Here is a 14,228-nt window from a genome sequence, read left to right on the forward strand (position 1 = left end):
AACGTCCCCTTACAGCTTCATCAGGCTGGCGTCGTCGACCGAGGCCGAGTGGCGGGAACGGAACACCGACACGATGATCGCGAGCCCGACCACGACCTCCGCGGCGGCGACGACCATCGTGAAGAAGGCGATGATCTGGCCGTCGAGATTGCCGTGCATCCGGGAGAAGGTCACGAACGCGAGGTTGCAGGCGTTGAGCATCAGCTCCACACACATGAACAGCACGATCGCGTTCCGCCGGATCAGCACACCGGCCGCACCGATGGTGAACAGCAGGGCAGCGAGATAGAGGTAGTTGACCGGATTCACTTGGCGACCTCCTCTTCTTCGTTGTCCCGGCCGAGCCGCTCCTCGGAGCGCTGCTCCAGCGCCCGGAGCCGGTCCAGCGATTCGTGCGAGACGTCGCGGATCTGGCCGCGGTCGCGCAGGGTGCCCATGACGGTGAGCTCGGAGGGCGTGCCGTCGGGGAGCAGGCCCGGGATGTCCACCGCGTTGTGCCGGGCGTAGACGCCGGGGGCGGGCAGCGGCGGGAGCTGCGTACCGCGCACCCGCTCCTCGGACAGCTCGCGCTGGGTCTTCGCGCGCTCGGTGCGCTCCCGGTGGGTGAGCACCATCGCGCCGACCGTCGCGGTGATCAGCAGGGCGCCGGTGATCTCGAAGGCGAAGACGTACTTGGTGAAGATGAGGCTGGCCAGCCCCTCCACGTTTCCGCCGTGCTCGGTGTTGGCGGTACCGAGCCCGTTGAAGCTGCTCAGCGAGGCGTTGCCGATGCCCGCGATCAGCAGGACCCCGAAGCCGAGGCCGCAGCCTGCGGCCAGCCAGCGCTGGCCCTTCAGGGTCTCCTTCAGCGAGTCGGCCGCGGTGACGCCGACCAGCATGACCACGAAGAGGAAGAGCATCATGATCGCGCCGGTGTAGACGACGATCTGGACGATGCCCAGGAAGTACGCGCCGTTGGCGAGGTAGAACACCGCCAGGACGATCATGGTCCCGGCGAGGCTCAGCGCACTGTGCACGGCCTTCTTCATGAGGATGGTGGACAGCGCGCCGATCACGGCGACGACGGCGAGCACCCAGAACTGGACGGCCTCGCCGGTCGAGGTCTGGGAGGCCGCGGCGGCCAGGGCGGTCATGCGCCCACCCCCTGCGCCGAGCCGTTGTTCTCGTGGTGGGCGTCGTCGTCCGGCTTCTCGCCCTTGGAGACGGCGGTCTGGCGCTCCGTGCCGGGGGCGGCCTCGGTGACCAGACCCCGGTAGTAGTCCTGCTCGTCCATCCCCGGGAAGATCGCGTGCGGGGTGTCGACCATGCCCTCCTCCAGGCCCGCGAGCAGCTCGTCCTTGGTGTAGATGAGGCTTTCGCGGGTGGTGTTGGCCAGCTCGAACTCGTTGGTCATCGTCAGCGCCCGGGTCGGGCAGGCCTCGATGCACAGTCCGCACAGGATGCAGCGGGCGTAGTTGATCTGGTAGACGCGGCCGTAGCGCTCGCCCGGGGAGTAGCGCTCCTCGTCGGTGTTGTCCGCGCCCTCGACGTAGATCGCGTCGGCCGGGCAGGCCCAGGCGCACAGCTCGCAGCCGACGCACTTCTCCAGCCCGTCCGGGTGGCGGTTGAGCTGGTGCCGGCCGTGGAAGCGCGGCGCCGTCACCTTCGGCGTCTCCGGATACTGCTCGGTCAGCCGCTTCTTGAACATGGCCTTGAAGGTCACGCCGAAGCCGGCGACGGGGTTCAGGAACTTCTCTCCGGAGGATCCGGAAGATCCCGAGGATCCCTCGGACCCCGGAGTCCCCGGGGAGTTGGGCGACTCAGACACCGTCGGCCTCCTTTCCGTCACTCGCGTTTCCGTCACTCTGAGTATCCGCCCCGCCACTGACAACGAGCTCCCGCTCGCCCCGCGGCCTGCGGCGCGGCACCGGCGGCAGGGTCTGTCCGGGCAGGGGCGGCACCGGGAATCCGCCCGCCATCGGGTCGAAGGCCGGCTCCGGTCCGGCGGCCGCGTCGGCGGCCCGCTCCTTCTTGTCGCGGAAGAGGTCGGCGACGAAGGAGAGCAGCAGGATCGCGAGCACCGCCCCGGCCACGTACAGCACGATCCCCGAGAAGTCGTACCCCTCGTTGCGCAGCGCCCGCACGGTGGCGACCAGCATCAGCCAGACCACCGAGACCGGGATGAGGACCTTCCAGCCGAGCTTCATCAGCTGGTCGTAGCGGACCCGGGGCAGCGTGCCGCGCAGCCAGATGAAGAAGAAGAGGAGCAACTGGACCTTGATGACGAACCAGAGCATCGGCCACCAGCCGTGGTTCGCGCCCTCCCAGAAGGTGCTGATCGGGTACGGGGCCCGCCAGCCGCCCAGGAACAGGGTCGTGGAGACGGCGGAGACGGTGACCATGTTGACGTACTCGGCGAGCATGAACATCGCGAACTTGATGGACGAGTACTCGGTGTTGAAGCCGCCGACCAGGTCGCCCTCGGACTCCGGCATGTCGAACGGGGCCCGGTTGGTCTCACCGACCATCGTGACGATGTAGATGATGAACGAGACCGGCAGCAGGAGGATGAACCACCGGTCCTGCTGCGCCTCCACGATCTTCGAGGTCGACATCGACCCGGAGTAGAGGAAGACCGAGGCGAACGCGGCGCCCATCGCGATCTCGTAGCTGATCATCTGGGCGCAGGAGCGCAGACCGCCCAGGAGCGGGTACGTCGATCCGGACGACCAGCCGGCCAGGACGATGCCGTAGATCCCGACCGAGGCGACGGCGAGGATGTAGAGCATCGCGATCGGCAGGTCGGTGAGCTGCATCGTGGTGCGGTGCCCGAAGATCGAGACCTCGTTGCCGGACGGGCCGAAGGGGATGACCGCGATCGCCATGAACGCCGGGATGGCGGCGATGATCGGCGCGAGGACGTAGACCACCTTGTCCGCGCGCTTGACGATCACGTCCTCCTTCAGCATCAGCTTGATGCCGTCGGCGAGCGACTGGAGCATGCCCCAGGGACCGTGCCGGTTGGGGCCGATGCGCAGCTGCATCCAGGCGACGACCTTGCGCTCCCACACGATCGAGAAGAGCACGGTCACCATCAGGAACGCGAAGCAGAACACCGCCTTGATGACGACGAGCCACCACGGGTCGGTGCCGAACATCGACAGGTCCTCGGCGGCGAGCACGACGCTGTGCGGTGCCGCGGCCAGTTGCGCGAAGGCGCTCACGCCCCCACCTCCGGTGTGACGTCGGGGGTCCCCGGCGTGGCGGGGCCGATCCGGACCAGGCCGCCGGGGAGGGCACCGGTGTCGGCCGGCACGCCCCGCCCGGCGGAGTTCAGCGGCACCCAGACCACCCGGTCCGGCATGTCGGTGACCCGCAGCGGGAAGGTGACGCTGCCCGTGGGGCCGGTGACGGCCAGCAGGTCGCCGTCCTTCACACCGGTCTCGGCGGCGGTGGCCGGGGAGAGCCGGGCGACCGCGGCGTGCCGGGTGCCGGCCAGCGCCTCGTCGCCCTCCTGGAGCCGGCCCAGGTCGAGCAGCATCCGGTGGCCCGCGAGGACGGCCTCGCCGTCGCCGGGCCGGGGCAGCGGGCGCGCCGCCTCGTTCGGCTCGGCGCCGTGCGCCCCGGTCCAGCCGCCGAACCGGTCCAGTTCGCGGCGTACGGACTTCAGGTCGGGCAGCGCGAAGCGGGCGGCGGCCGTCACGTTCCCGGTACGGGCCATGGCGTCGGCCAGCATGTGCAGCACCCGGGCGTCGGCCGGGGCGAGCGTGCGGGTCATCTGCTCGGGCTTCAGCGCGGCGTCGAACATCCGCACCCGGCCCTCCCAGTTGAGGAACGTGCCGGGCTTCTCGGCCACCGCGGCGACCGGGAGCACCACGTCGGCGCGGTCGGTGACCTCGCTCGGCCGCAGCTCCAGCGAGACCAGGAATCCGACCCGGTCCAGGGCCTCCAGGGCGCGGGCCGGGTCCGGCAGGTCCTCGGTCCCGACCCCGGCGACCAGCAGCGCTGCCAGTTCGCCGGTGGCGGCGGCCTCGATGATCTGGCCGGTGTCGCGGCCGAAGCGGCCGGGGAGTTCGCCGACGCCCCAGATGGAGGCCACCTCGCCGCGGGCCCGCGGGTCGGTCGCCGGACGGCCGCCGGGCAGCAGCGACGGGAGCGCGCCCGCCTCCACCGCACCGCGTTCCCCGGCCCGGCGCGGGATCCACACCAGCGCCGCCCCGGTCGCGGTGGCCGTCCGCAGCGCGGCGGTGAACCCGCCCGGCACTCCGGCCAGCCGCTCGCCGACCATGATCACGGAGCCCTCGGCGCGCAGGGCCTCGGCGGCCGCCGCGCCCTCGCCGTCGAGTCCGACGCCGCCCGCGAGGGCGTCCAGCCACTCGGTCTCGGTGCCGGGGGCGGCGGGCAGCAGCGTGCCGCCGGCCTTGGTGAGGCCCCGGGTGGCGTGCGAGGCGACCGCGTACGTGCGCTGCTTGTGCTTGCGGTGGGCCTTGCGCAGCCGCAGGAAGACGCCGGGGGCCTCCTCCTCCGACTCGAAGCCGACCAGCAGCACCGTCGGCGCCTTCTCCAGCGAGCCGTACGTGACGCCCGTGTTGTCGAGGTCCCGGCCGCGGCCGGCGACCCGGGCGGCCAGGAAGTCGGCCTCCTCGCCGCTGTGCACGCGGGCCCGGAAGTCGATGTCGTTGGTGTCCAGGGCGACCCGGGCGAACTTGCTGTACGCGTAGGCGTCCTCGACGGTCAGCCGACCGCCGGTGAGCACGCCCGTGCGGCCGCGCGCGGCGGCCAGTCCGGTCGCGGCGGCGGCCAGCGCCTCGGGCCAGCTCGCCGGTTCCAGGACGCCCTCGGCGTTGCGGACCAGCGGGGTGGTGAGCCGGTCGCGCTGCTGGGCGTAGCGGAAGCCGAAGCGGCCCTTGTCGCAGACCCACTCCTCGTTGACCTCGGGGTCGTTGGCGGCGAGCCGCCGCATGACCTTGCCGCGCCGGTGGTCGGTACGGGTGGCGCAGCCGCCCGAGCAGTGCTCGCAGACCGACGGCGAGGAGACCAGGTCGAAGGGGCGGGAGCGGAACCGGTACGCCGACGAGGTCAGCGCGCCGACCGGGCAGATCTGGATGGTGTTCCCGGAGAAGTACGACTCGAAGGGGTCGCCCTCGCCGGTGCCGACCTGCTGGAGCGCGCCGCGCTCGACCAGCTCGATCATCGGGTCGCCCGCCACCTGGTTGGAGAACCGGGTGCAGCGCGCGCAGAGCACGCACCGTTCGCGGTCCAGCAGGACCTGGGTGGAGATCGGGACGGGCTTCTCGTACGTCCGCTTCTTCCCCTCGAAGCGGGAGTCGGCCTCGCCGTGCGACATCGCCTGGTTCTGCAGCGGGCACTCGCCGCCCTTGTCGCAGACCGGGCAGTCCAGCGGGTGGTTGATGAGCAGCAGCTCCATCACACCCTTCTGGGCCTTCTCGGCGACGGGCGAGGTGAGCTGCGACCTGACCACCATGCCCTCGGTGCAGGTGATGGTGCAGGAGGCCATCGGCTTGCGCTGGCCCTCGACCTCGACGATGCACTGGCGGCAGGCACCGACCGGGTCGAGGAGCGGGTGGTCGCAGAAGCGTGGGATCTCGATGCCGAGGAGTTCGGCGGCCCGGATGACCAGGGTGCCCTTGGGCACGCTGATCTCGATGCCGTCGATGGTCAGCGTGACCAGGTCCTCGGGCGGGATCGCCGCCTCGCCGCCCCCGGAGGGCGCACTCGTGGTGACTGTCATGCGTTCACCCCCTGGTGAGCGTTCTTGTCGTCGGCCCAGGCGGTGGACCGGGCGGGATCGAAGGGGCAGCCCTTGCCCGTGATGTGCTGCTCGTACTCCTCGCGGAAGTACTTCAGCGAGGAGAAGATCGGCGAGGCGGCGCCGTCGCCGAGGGCGCAGAAGGACTTGCCGTTGATGTTGTCGGCGATGTCGTTGAGCTTGTCGAGGTCGGACATCCGCCCCTTGCCCGCCTCGATGTCGCGGAGCAGCTGGACGAGCCAGTACGTGCCCTCGCGGCAGGGTGTGCACTTGCCGCAGGACTCGTGGGCGTAGAACTCGGTCCAGCGGGTGACGGCGCGTACGACGCAGGTGGTCTCGTCGAAGCACTGGAGCGCCTTGGTGCCGAGCATGGATCCGGCGGCGCCGACGCCCTCGTAGTCGAGCGGCACGTCGAGGTGTTCGTCGGTGAACATCGGGGTGGACGAGCCGCCCGGGGTCCAGAACTTCAGCCGGTGGCCGGGGCGCATGCCGCCGCTCATGTCGAGCAGCTGGCGCAGCGTGATGCCGAGCGGCGCCTCGTACTGGCCGGGGGTCGCGACGTGCCCGCTGAGCGAGTACAGGGTGAAGCCGGGGGACTTCTCGCTGCCCATCGACCGGAACCAGTCCTTGCCCCGGTTCAGGATCGCGGGAACCGAGGCGATGGACTCGACGTTGTTCACCACGGTGGGGCAGGCGTACAGGCCCTCGACGGCGGGGAAGGGGGGCCGCAGCCGGGGCTGGCCGCGTCGTCCTTCCAGCGAGTCGAGCAGTGCGGTCTCCTCACCGCAGATGTACGCGCCGGCGCCCGCGTGCACGGTGAGTTCCAGGTCGAGCCCGGAGCCCAGGACGTCCTTGCCGAGGTAGCCCGCCTCGTACGCCTCGCGCACGGCTTCGTGGAGCCTGCGCAGTACGGGGACGACCTCGCCGCGCAGGTAGATGAAGGCGTGCGAGGAGCGGATCGCGTAGCAGGCGATCACGATGCCCTCGATGAGGCTGTGCGGGTTGGCGAAGAGGAGCGGGATGTCCTTGCAGGTGCCCGGCTCCGACTCGTCGGCGTTGACCACCAGGTAGTGCGGCTTGCCGTCGCCCTGGGGGATGAACTGCCACTTCATCCCGGTGGGGAAGCCCGCGCCGCCCCGGCCGCGCAGGCCGGAGTCCTTGACGTAGGCGATGAGGTCGTCCGGCGTCATGGCGAGGGCCTTGCGCAGCCCCTCGTACCCGTCGTGGCGCCGGTAGGTCTCCAGCGTCCAGGACTCCGGTGCGTCCCAGAACGCGGAGAGGACGGGGGAGAGGAGCTTCTCGGGGCTGTCCCCGTTCCCGCCTCCGTTGTCGTCGAGTTCGGTCGTCAACGTCATCACTCCCCCTCCTCGTCGGTCGGGCGTTCACCGCGCGGGGCGACGACGCGCGCGTGCGGCTCCTCGCCCTTGGCGAGCCGGAGGCCGACCAGCGAGGCGGGGCCCGCGCCGCCGGTTGCCTCGACGGCGCCGGGTCGCTCGTCGGGGAATCCGGCCAGGATGCGGGCGGTCTCCTTGTACGAGCAGAGCGGGGCGCCGCGGGTGGGTTCGACGGTGCGCCCGGCGATGAGGTCGTCGACCAGTCGGGTCGCGCTCTCGGGCGTCTGGTTGTCGAAGAACTCCCAGTTGACCATCACCACGGGGGCGAAGTCGCAGGCCGCGTTGCACTCGATGTGTTCGAGGGTGATCTTCCCGTCGACCGTGGTCATGTCCGTACCGTCGTTGCCGACGCCGAGGTGTTCCTGGAGCCGTTCGAAGATGGCGTCGCCGCCCATCACCGCGCACAGCGTGTTGGTGCAGACGCCGACCTGGTAGTCGCCGCTGGGGCGGCGCCGGTACATCGTGTAGAAGGTGGCGACGGCGGTGACCTCGGCGGTGGTGAGGCCGAGCATGTCGGCGCAGAACGCCATGCCGGTGCGGGAGACGTAGCCCTCCTCGGACTGCACCAGGTGGAGCAGGGGCAGCAGGGCGGAGCGGCTGCCGGGGTAGCGGGCGATCACCTCCTTCGCGTCCGCTTCGAGCCTGGCGCGCACCTCGGCCGGGTAGGCGGGGGCGGGGAGCTGCGGCATCCCCAGACTGACTTCCTTGGGTGCTTCGGTCACCGGTCGACGCCTCCCATCACGGGGTCGATGGACGCGACGGCGACGATGACGTCGGCGACCTGGCCGCCCTCGCACATCGCCGCCATGGCCTGGAGGTTGGTGAAGGAGGGGTCGCGGAAGTGGACCCGGTAGGGGCGGGTGCCGCCGTCCGAGACGACGTGCACGCCGAGCTCGCCCTTGGGCGATTCGACGGCGGTGTACGCCTGCCCGGCCGGGACCCGGAAGCCCTCGGTCACCAGCTTGAAGTGGTGGATCAGGGCCTCCATGGAGGTGCCCATGATCTTCTTGATGTGGTCGAGCGAGTTGCCCAGTCCGTCCGGTCCGAGCGCGAGCTGGGCCGGCCAGGCGATCTTCTTGTCGGCGACCATCACCGGTCCGGGGGCGAGCCGGTCGATGCACTGCTCGATGATCCGCAGCGACTGGCGCATCTCTTCCAGGCGGACGAGGAAGCGGCCGTAGGCGTCGCAGCTGTCGGCGGTCGGGACGTCGAAGTCGTAGGTCTCGTACCCGCAGTACGGGTCGGTCTTGCGCAGGTCGTGCGGGAGCCCGGCGGAGCGCAGGATCGGGCCGGTGGCGCCCAGCGCCATGCAGCCGGTCAGGTCGAGGTAGCCGACGTCCTGCATGCGGGCCTTGAAGATGGGGTTGCCGGTGGCGAGCTTGTCGTACTCCGGCAGGTTCTTCTTCATGGTCTTCACGAACTCGCGGAGCTGGTCGACCGCGCCGGGCGGCAGGTCCTGGGCGAGCCCGCCGGGGCGGACGAACGCGTGGTTCATGCGCAGGCCGGTGATCAGCTCGAAGAGGTCGAGCACCAGCTCACGGTCGCGGAATCCGTAGATCATGATCGTGGTGGCGCCGAGCTCCATGCCGCCGGTGGCGATGCACACCAGATGCGAGGAGAGCCGGTTGAGCTCCATCAGGAGCACGCGCAGGACGCTGGCCCGGTCGGGGATCTGGTCCTCGATGCCGAGGAGCTTCTCGACGCCGAGGCAGTACGCCGTCTCGTTGAAGAACGGCGTCAGGTAGTCCATGCGCGTGACGAAGGTGGTGCCCTGGGTCCAGCTCCGGTATTCGAGGTTCTTCTCGATGCCGGTGTGGAGGTAGCCGATGCCGCAGCGGGCCTCGGTGACGGTCTCGCCGTCGATCTCCAGGATCAGCCGCAGCACGCCGTGGGTGGAGGGGTGCTGGGGGCCCATGTTGACGATGATGCGCTCGTCGTCGGACTTGACCGCGGAGTCGACGACCTCGTCCCAGTCGCCGCCGGTGACCGTGTATACGGTGCCCTCGGTCGTCGCGCGCGGGGTTGCGTGGGGAGTGGTCATCAGGAGTACGACCTCCGCTGGTCCGGAGCCGGAATCTGGGCGCCCTTGTACTCGACGGCGATGCCGCCGAGCGGGTAGTCCTTGCGCTGCGGGAAGCCCTGCCAGTCGTCCGGCATCATGATCCGGGTGAGGGCGGGGTGCCCGTCGAAGACCAGCCCGAAGAAGTCGTAGACCTCGCGCTCGTGCCAGTCGTTGGTCGGGTAGACCGCGACGAGGGACGGGATGTGCGGGTCCTCGTCCGGGGCCGACACCTCCAGGCGGATCAGCCGGCCGTGCGTGAGCGAGCGCAGGTGGTAGACGGCGTGCAGCTCGCGGCCCTTGTCGCCGGGGAAGTGGACACCGCTCACCCCCGTGCAGAGCTCGAAGCGCAGCGCCGGGTCGTCGCGCAGGGTGCGGGCGACCCGGGGCAGGTGTTCGCGGGCGATGTGGAAGGTGAGCTCGCCCCGGTCGACGACGGTCTTCTCGATGGCGTTCTCCGGGAGGAGGTCCTGCTCCTCCAGGGCGCCTTCGAGTTCGTCGGCGACCTCGTCGAACCAGCCGCCGTAGGGGCGGGAGGCCGCGCCGGGCAGGGTCACGGTGCGGACGAGGCCGCCGTAGCCGGAGGTGTCGCCGCCGTTCTCGGCGCCGAACATGCCCTTGCGTACGCCGATGACCTCGCCGGTGTCCGCGCGGGGGGCGGGCACGGCGTTCGGGTTCTGCTCGTCCTGGTTACGGCTCTCGCTCACCGCAGCAGCCCCTTCATCTCGATCAGGGGCAGTGCCTTGAGCGCGGCGTCCTCCGCCTCGCGGGCGGCCTCCTGCGCGTTGACCCCGAGCTTGGAGCCCTGGATCTTCTGGTGGAGCTTGAGGATCGCGTCCATCAGCATCTCGGGCCGGGGCGGACAGCCCGGCAGATAGATATCGACCGGGACAATATGATCAACACCCTGAACAATGGCGTAATTGTTGAACATTCCGCCCGATGACGCGCAAACGCCCATCGAGATGACCCACTTGGGATTGGGCATCTGGTCGTAGACCTGCCGCAGGACGGGAGCCATCTTCTGGCTGACCCGTCCTGCGACGATCATCAGATCCGCCTGCCGCGGCGATCCACGGAAGACCTCCATCCCGAACCGGGCCAGGTCGTACCGCCCGGCCCCGGTCGTCATCATCTCGATGGCGCAACAGGCGAGGCCGAAGGTGGCGGGGAAGACGGAGGACTTCCGCACCCAGCCGGCGGCCTGTTCGACAGTGGTCAGTACGAAGCCGCTGGGCAGCTTCTCTTCGAGTCCCATGGTGTGCTCCTCAGCCCCTAGTCCTCAGTCCCAGTCCAGGCCGCCGCGACGCCACACATAGGCGTAGGCGACAAAGACGGTGAGCACGAAGAGCAGCATCTCCACGAGCCCGAAGATCCCCAGGGCGTCGAAGGAGACGGCCCAGGGATAGAGGAAGACGATCTCGATGTCGAAGACGATGAAGAGCATCGCCGTCAGGTAGTACTTGATGGGAAAGCGGCCGCCTCCGGCCGGAGTGGGGGTGGGTTCGATCCCGCACTCGTACGCTTCGAGCTTTGCCCGGTTGTACCGCTTGGGGCCGATAAGCGTGGCCATGACCACGGAGAAGATCGCAAACCCTGCCCCGAGGGCGCCGAGCACGAGGATGGGCGCGTAGGCATTCACGCTCCTCGCTCCTTCCAGTCGTCCTTGACCGTTGGACCGCATCGGGCGACCGGCTCACCGCCTCACCAAGATCGTGCTCATGTGAGGCAGTTCACAAGCCCGACTGCCCCGCATCCTATGCCCGCCATCCTGTGATCTGCGACACGGGGTGCAGCAACGTCTTTGTGATCTCCACCACCTGACGAAGGATCATGAAGTCGGATGAGCGGTGATCTTCACACGTGAAGCGGTCGAGTGATCACGAGACGTGACATCCGAGGTTGTTACCGCTGGTCAAACGGCTGTCGCCCTATCAAGAGATGGCCCTACCAAGCAAATTGGCGATGGACGTCACGGGGTGATAGAGACCCCCGCCCCGAACCCGGCCCCCGGACGCCCCGGCCGCACCCCGAGGGCGGCGCCCCCTCCGCCCGCGCCACTGGAACTCACCCGCGCGTGGCAGCCCGGAGAGCAAAGTGGACCCATGCGAACATGTGCGCCTTTACGGACGAATGGAGCATCCCCCCCGCGAGGCGCCACCTTGGGCGCATGGCGCATAACCGCCCCTCGTGCGCCGATCACGCTGTGACCTGCGTCACTCACCAAGGGGCGCGGCAAAAGCGGGCTTGGCCATCAGCGTGGGCGGATGGTAAGCGCCGGGCAATTCGGGCGTATTACCGAAAGTCCGTGATCACAGCGGTGATCAGGCATGCCCGTTTTGCCCGTTACGGCGTCAATAAAGCCCTCCAGGAAGCGGATTCGCAGATTCCGAACGTAACTGTGTCGCAACACACGTTTCTTGATGGGAGGCCCGGAGCCCTGATAGCGCTAGTACCCATGTCCCACACCGCTCACATACCCAGCCACCGGAAGCCCCGCCGGAACGCCCCGAAGACGGCGCTGCGTGCCGGAGTTGCCGGTGGCGTCCTCAGCACCATCGCCGTGGCGGGCACCGCCGGTTCGGCCCAGGCCGAGCCGGTGACCCAGACCATCGAGATGCCCACCCTCACCTCCGGGCTCTCCACCGCCGTCGCCGCGTCCGCCGAGGCCACCCAGCAGGTCGCCCAGGACCTGCAGACGCAGGCCCAGCAGGACGCCGCCGCGACCACCGCGGCGAAGGCCGCCAAGAAGGCCAAGGCCGAGGCGGTCCGCAAGGCCGAGGCCAAGAAGAAGGCGGAGGCCGCCGCCAAGGCGAAGGCCGAGGCCGCCGAGCGCGCCTCCCGCACCGCCACGCGTACGACGCTCAGCGCGTCCGCCGGCTCCACGAGCACCGCCGGCGCCCCGTCCGTCTCGTCGAACGCGACCGGCTCCGCCGCGTCCGTCATCGCCTTCGTGAAGGCCCAGGTCGGCGACGCGTACGTGTCCGGCGGCACCGGCCCCAACTCGTGGGACTGCTCCGGTCTGGTCCAGGCCGCGTTCCGTACGGTCGGCGTCGACCTGCCGCGCGTCTCTCAGGCCCAGTCCACCGCGGGCACCCAGGTCTCGCTGAGCAACCTCCAGCCGGGCGACATCCTGTACTGGGGCGGCGCGGGCAGCGCGTACCACGTCGGCGTCTACGTGGGCGGCGGCCAGTTCGTCGGTGCGCAGAACTCCAGCACCGGTGTGGTCCAGCGTCCGCTCTCCTACGACCCGCCGTCGGGCGCGGTCCGCGTTCTCTGATCCACCGGCGCACCGGCACGCCGGTACGTCGGCGCGTCCGTTGGCCGATACGTCGGTACGCCGACGCCGACTGGCCGTACGCCGTGGAAGGGCCGTCGCCTCCCCCGCTCGGGAGCGACGGCCCTTCGCCGTTCCCGGCCGGGGTGGTGCTGCCCCCACCATGGGCTCGGTGCTGGCCCCCCGAACTATTCGGGGGGCCGCTTTACTGCCTGTTCCGACTGCCGACAGCACGATGAATACATGCAGTCAACGCCCGCGCATTCACCCGGTCGCGCCCGTGATCCCTTCATAGACATCATCAGAGCCCTGTGCGTTCTGGCGGTCATTTCCCAGCACTGGCTCATGCCGGTACTGACCTATGAGAACGGCCGGCTGAATACCGGGAACGCACTCGCCAGTCCCGGTTGGTGGATCGTCACCTGGCTGACCCAGGTGATGCCGATGGTCTTCTTCGCCGGTGGCGCGGCGAATTTCTTCTCGTTCCGTTCGGTGGATTCGGTTCCCGAATGGCTCCGGGGCAGGATCGCGCGTCTCCTGGTGCCGGTCGTGCCCCTGGCCGGCGTATGGCTGCTGCTGCCCCACCTCCTGATCGGCGCGGGCGTGCCCCGGCAGCCGGTGCTGATGGCGGGGAAGATCGCGGGACAACTGCTCTGGTTCCTCGCGGTGTACGTGCTCGTCGTCGCGGTCACCCCGCTGATGTACCGGTGGTACCGCCGCCACGGCTGGCGGGTGCTCGGCGTGCTCGCCGCGTCCGCCCTGGTCATCGACGTGCTGCGGTTCCAGATCGGCCCGGCGGTCGGCTTCCTGAACGCCCTGTTCGTCTGGCTGGCCGCCCATCAGCTCGGCTTCCACTACGCCGACGGCGGGCTGCGCATGCGGAGCGGCTGGACGGCCCCGGCCCTGGCCGTTGCCGGTTTCGGACTCACCGCCGTCGCCGTGGTCCTCGGCCCGTATCCGGCGTCGATGATCGGAATGCCCGGGGCACCGGTCTCCAACATGAGCCCGCCGACCGCGGTGATGCTCACGCTGACGGCGGGACAACTCGGCCTCTGGCTGACGCTCAAGCCGCTGATCGTCCGATGTGCGGGACGCCCCCGTGTCACGGCCGTACTGGGCTGGTGCGGGGCCCGGTTCATGACCCTGTATCTCTGGCACATGCCCGCTCTTGTCATGACGGCCGGAATATTCGTCGTCGGATTCGGTTTCGCCACTCCGGCCCCCGGCAGCGCGTTGTGGTTCGCGATGGTACCGATTTGGATCTCCACCGCGGGATTCTTCCTGGTGTGTTTCACCCGGATATTCGGCCGCTTCGAATTCCGGCGCCGTTCCGCCGGTTCCGGTGCGGTGGTACGGACGGGCCCCGGCCGGGTCGCCGCCGCCGCGGTGCTCGCCGCCGCCGGTCTCCTCGGCCTCGCCGCCCAGGGTTTCGTCGCCCCCGACGGGACACCGACTCCGGTGCTGTGGGTGCTGCTGGTGCTGGCGGCCCTGTTCGCCGCGCAGGAGAGGCGCGTGGCCGAGAGGCGCGTGGCCGAGAGGCCCGTGCCCGGGAAGCCCGTACGCGAGAACCCCGTACCCGGGAAGGCCGTGCCCAGGAAGCCCGCCCTGACCGCCCCGCTCCCCGCTCCCCGCAGCGCGGGAATCCGTATGAGCTAGGCTCGCCGGGGTGCGATCAGGGGCCCCGGACCGGGCGCCTGTGCAGGTACCGGCCTGTTGGGCCAGGATGTGAGGCGGCCCGTGCGGGACTAT

Annotated in this window: 13 protein-coding genes; 2 read left to right on the top strand and 11 right to left on the bottom strand. The window is 69.8% G+C overall.

Features of this window, described 5'->3' with window-relative positions:
• Positions 1-9 precede the first annotated feature (9 nt).
• Genes nuoK through ACWC97_RS26655 form a run of 11 tightly spaced genes read right to left on the bottom strand, consistent with a single transcriptional unit; the run spans position 10 to position 10,844 of the window.
• Complete coding sequence (gene nuoK / locus ACWC97_RS26605) at positions 10-309, bottom strand: NADH-quinone oxidoreductase subunit NuoK (RefSeq protein ID WP_352276016.1); 300 nt, start codon at positions 307-309, stop codon at positions 10-12.
• Complete coding sequence (locus tag ACWC97_RS26610; RefSeq protein ID WP_352276015.1) at positions 306-1,133, bottom strand: NADH-quinone oxidoreductase subunit J; 828 nt, start codon at positions 1,131-1,133, stop codon at positions 306-308. The genes nuoK and ACWC97_RS26610 overlap by 4 nt, the downstream gene beginning before the upstream one ends.
• A complete protein-coding gene (nuoI, locus tag ACWC97_RS26615; RefSeq protein ID WP_352276013.1) occupies positions 1,130-1,807 on the bottom strand; it encodes an NADH-quinone oxidoreductase subunit NuoI in 678 nt (225 codons plus the stop codon). The genes ACWC97_RS26610 and nuoI overlap by 4 nt, the downstream gene beginning before the upstream one ends.
• Positions 1,800-3,203, bottom strand: a complete 1,404-nt coding sequence (gene nuoH, locus ACWC97_RS26620; RefSeq protein WP_352276012.1) for an NADH-quinone oxidoreductase subunit NuoH — start codon at positions 3,201-3,203, stop codon at positions 1,800-1,802. The genes nuoI and nuoH overlap by 8 nt, the downstream gene beginning before the upstream one ends.
• Positions 3,200-5,731: an NADH-quinone oxidoreductase subunit G gene (locus tag ACWC97_RS26625; protein ID WP_450651985.1), complete on the bottom strand. Its 2,532-nt coding sequence runs from the start codon at positions 5,729-5,731 to the stop codon at positions 3,200-3,202. Before ACWC97_RS26625 ends, nuoH begins: the two co-directional genes overlap by 4 nt.
• On the bottom strand, positions 5,728-7,104 hold the full coding sequence (nuoF, locus tag ACWC97_RS26630) for an NADH-quinone oxidoreductase subunit NuoF (RefSeq protein ID WP_352276010.1): 1,377 nt from the start codon (positions 7,102-7,104) through the stop codon (positions 5,728-5,730). The genes ACWC97_RS26625 and nuoF overlap by 4 nt, the downstream gene beginning before the upstream one ends.
• Positions 7,104-7,832, bottom strand: a complete 729-nt coding sequence (gene nuoE, locus ACWC97_RS26635; protein ID WP_352276163.1) for an NADH-quinone oxidoreductase subunit NuoE — start codon at positions 7,830-7,832, stop codon at positions 7,104-7,106. The genes nuoF and nuoE overlap by 1 nt, the downstream gene beginning before the upstream one ends.
• 29 nt (positions 7,833-7,861) lie before the next feature.
• Positions 7,862-9,184, bottom strand: coding sequence for an NADH-quinone oxidoreductase subunit D (locus tag ACWC97_RS26640; RefSeq protein WP_352276008.1), 1,323 nt, complete (start codon positions 9,182-9,184; stop codon positions 7,862-7,864).
• A complete protein-coding gene (locus ACWC97_RS26645; RefSeq protein ID WP_352276006.1) occupies positions 9,184-9,909 on the bottom strand; it encodes an NADH-quinone oxidoreductase subunit C in 726 nt (241 codons plus the stop codon). The genes ACWC97_RS26640 and ACWC97_RS26645 overlap by 1 nt, the downstream gene beginning before the upstream one ends.
• Entirely contained in the window at positions 9,906-10,460 is a 555-nt protein-coding gene (locus ACWC97_RS26650) for a NuoB/complex I 20 kDa subunit family protein (protein WP_352276005.1), read from the bottom strand. Before ACWC97_RS26650 ends, ACWC97_RS26645 begins: the two co-directional genes overlap by 4 nt.
• A 24-nt stretch (positions 10,461-10,484) precedes the next feature.
• Entirely contained in the window at positions 10,485-10,844 is a 360-nt protein-coding gene (locus ACWC97_RS26655; RefSeq protein WP_352276004.1) for an NADH-quinone oxidoreductase subunit A, read from the bottom strand.
• An 816-nt stretch (positions 10,845-11,660) separates the two neighbouring features.
• Between ACWC97_RS26655 and ACWC97_RS26660 the strand changes: the two genes are divergently transcribed.
• Positions 11,661-12,482 carry a C40 family peptidase gene (locus ACWC97_RS26660; RefSeq protein WP_385207961.1) on the top strand — a complete coding sequence of 274 codons (822 nt, stop codon included), beginning with the start codon at positions 11,661-11,663 and terminating at the stop codon, positions 12,480-12,482.
• A gap of 240 nt (positions 12,483-12,722) precedes the next feature.
• A complete protein-coding gene (locus ACWC97_RS26665) occupies positions 12,723-14,135 on the top strand; it encodes an acyltransferase family protein (protein ID WP_450651989.1) in 1,413 nt (470 codons plus the stop codon).
• Positions 14,136-14,228 lie beyond the last annotated feature (93 nt).

It is taken from the genome of Streptomyces sp. NPDC001108 (genome assembly GCF_053598535.1).